Below are 2695 nucleotides of genomic sequence, written 5' to 3'. Positions count from 1 at the left end.
GGGGGGGGGGGGCGGCGGGGGCGGCCCAGGGGGGGGGGGTGGGCGCCCCGCGGGGGCGGGGGGCCGCCGCCCGGGGGGTACGGACCGCCGCTCCCGGGCCGGTGGCCGCGATCAGCCGTCGTGGCTGCCCGCCCGCTCCCTCCGGTGGCGGGGGAGGCGGTGGGACTCGAGTGGTCGTCCGCCGGCGAGGTGCTCGGTGACGATGAGGGCGGCGGCGGCCGGGTCGACGTTCCCGTACCAGACGTCGTCCGGCTGGACGCTGACGACGGGGGCCTGGTTGCAGGGGAACTGGCAGCCCGTCTGGGTCACGAGCACGTCGTCGTCGCCGAGGCCCTGCTCGGTCAGTCCCTGGACCAGGGCGCGCAGTCCCTCCTCCACGCCCTTGGCCGCGCAGCGCGGGCCGCGGCACACCATGACCTGGTGCCGGTGGCCGGGCACGTCCTCCCAGGCCGCGGACGTGAGGCCGGGCTCCGCGCCGGTGACGGCCTTCGTCACCTCGGCCACCTCGGCGACCGCCTCCGGCGAGTCGGCGAGGCGGGTGGCGACGAGGAGCTCGGGACGGTGGCCCGCGCGCTCGCGCCACCAGTGCGCGGCGATCCGCCGGAGCCAGGACTGGCCCGGGCCGGAAGCCGTGAGGCGGACGCCGACCAGGACCACGGTCTCGGTGCCCGCGTCGGCCAGCCTGGTCAGCTCGGCCGACAGGGACGGGTCCGCCAGCTGCAGGAACGCGATCGAGGCCCGGTGCGAGGCCGCCGCCCGGAGGAGTTCGTCACGACGGACGGCCTCCTCGGCCGACATGCCGACCAGGACCACGGCACTGCGGCGGGCGGGGGCGTCCGGGGCGGGGGAGGTCATGGCGTCGTCCTTTCGTGGAGCAGTCCGTTCCACCGGATGTGCGGTCTGTCGTGCCGGGGGTGCCGTTCCACGGTGACGTCGACGCCGTAGACTTCCGCGATCGTGCGCGAGGTGAGCACCTCGGAGCCGGGCCCGTGGGCGACCAGTCGGCCGTCGAGCAGGACGGCGACCTCGTCGCAGTAGGCGGCGGCGAGTTCGAGGTCGTGCAGCGCGGCGACCGTGGTGATGCCCAGCCCGCGGACGGTTTCGAGGAAGCCGAGTTGGTGGCGCAGGTCGAGGTGGTTGGTGGGCTCGTCGAGCAGCAGCACGTCGGGTTCCTGCGCCAGCGCCCGGGCGAGCTGGACCCGCTGCCGCTCGCCGCCCGACAGCGTCGGCCAGGACCGGTCGAGCAGGTGGCCGACGTCGGCCGCGGCGACGGCGTCGGCGACCACGGACCGCTCGTGGGCGTCGGCGGCGGAGTCCGTCGGCACGGGCCAGCGGCCGCGGTGCGGCGTGCGGCCGAGCTCGATGACCTGACGGACCGGCAGCGACAGCCGGGTGTCCGCCTGCTGCTCCATGAAGGCCACCCGCCGTGCCCGTCGGCGGGCCGTGAGTGCGTGGAGGTCCTCGCCGTCCAGGAGGACCCGCCCCGCGCTCGGCCGGGTCAGTCCGGCGACCGCGCGCAGCAGGGTGGTCTTCCCGGCGCCGTTGGGCCCGAGCAGGCCCGTGATCCGGCCGGGGCGGAAGGCGATCGAGACCGCGTCCAGCAGGGTGGCTCCGCCGACGCGGACACCGAGTCCCTCCGCGCGCAGCCCGACCGGGGGCGTCACCGTCACTGTGCCCTCCCGTCGGCCCGCCCCTGGCGCCACAGCAGCCAGGCGAAGAACGGCGCTCCGAGCCCGGCCGTGACGACGCCGACGGGGATCTCCCGGTCGGGGAGGACCGAGCGCGCCACGACGTCGCTGCCCACCAGGAGGGACGCGCCGACCAGCGCCGACACGGGCAGCAGGAGGGCGTGGCGCGGGCCGCAGACGAGACGGACCACGTGCGGGACGACCAGGCCGAGGAACCCGATGACGCCGGTGTTGGCGACCAGGCACGCGGTCACCAGCGCGGCGGTGGCGACGAGGACCCAGCGGGTGCGCTCGACGTGGACGCCGAGGGAGCGGGCGGCGGTCTCGCCGAAGGCGAAGGCGTCCAGGTCGCGGGCCGAGGAGGACAGGACCGTGACACCCACCAGCGCGACCGCCAGCAGGAAGACGGCGGTGGGCCACCGCACACCGGCGACCGAGCCCAGCGTCCACTCCATGACACCGCGCGCCGCGTCGCGGTCCCCGAGGACCATCACCACGAACGAGGTGTAGGCCCCGCACATCTGGCCGACCGCGATGCCGGCGAGCACGGTCCGGGCGGTGGGCAGCGACCGGGTGCGCGCGCCGGCCAGGGCCAGGACGACGACGGCGGCGAGCAGGGCGCCGGCGAAGGCCGCCGTCGCCACCGCGCCCGTGCCCACGGCGCCGGACACGCCGACGCCGAGGACGATCACGGTGACCGCGCCGGCGGCGGCTCCGTCCGAGATCCCGAGCAGGAAGGGATCGGCCAGGTCGTTCCCGGTCAGCGTCTGCAGCACCGCGCCGCAGACCGCGAGGCCGGCGCCGGTGGCGGCCGCCCCCAGGACCCGGGGCAGCCGCAGCTGCCAGACGATCTGGTCGTCCAGCAGCGTCACAGGCGGGTCGCCCAGCCCGAGACGGCGCGCCACGACCTCGATCACCGTTCCGACCGACTCGTGCTGCGAGCCCACGGCCAGGCCGAGGAGCAGGGTGCTCAGGAGCAGGGCCGCGGCGACGGCCAGGGCCGCCGT

General features: G+C 76.7%; 3 protein-coding genes. All 3 read right to left on the bottom strand.

Annotated features, from left to right (window positions below):
• Positions 1–111 precede the first annotated feature (111 nt).
• Positions 112–855 (bottom strand): ferredoxin, encoded by a 744-nt coding sequence (locus ACFU7Z_RS38520; protein WP_380782788.1) that lies wholly within the window; start codon positions 853–855, stop codon positions 112–114.
• A complete protein-coding gene (locus ACFU7Z_RS38515; RefSeq protein ID WP_380782786.1) occupies positions 852–1670 on the bottom strand; it encodes an ABC transporter ATP-binding protein in 819 nt (272 codons plus the stop codon). The genes ACFU7Z_RS38520 and ACFU7Z_RS38515 overlap by 4 nt, the downstream gene beginning before the upstream one ends.
• Positions 1667–2695, bottom strand: a 1029-nt coding sequence (locus ACFU7Z_RS38510; RefSeq protein ID WP_380782784.1) for a FecCD family ABC transporter permease, incomplete at its 5' end; no start/stop codon positions are given. The genes ACFU7Z_RS38510 and ACFU7Z_RS38515, both read right to left, overlap by 4 nt.

The sequence above is a fragment of the Kitasatospora sp. NPDC057518 genome (assembly GCF_042802075.1).
Taxonomy (GTDB): Bacteria; Actinomycetota; Actinomycetes; order Streptomycetales; family Streptomycetaceae; genus Kitasatospora.
This window is presented reverse-complemented; position numbering and strand designations above follow the sequence as displayed.

Bases quoted from the DNA above. Each gene is read 5' to 3' on its own strand.
- ACFU7Z_RS38520 (WP_380782788.1), bottom strand. From the start codon at position 855: ATGACCTCCCCCGCCCCGGACGCCCCCGCCCGCCGCAGTGCCGTGGTC.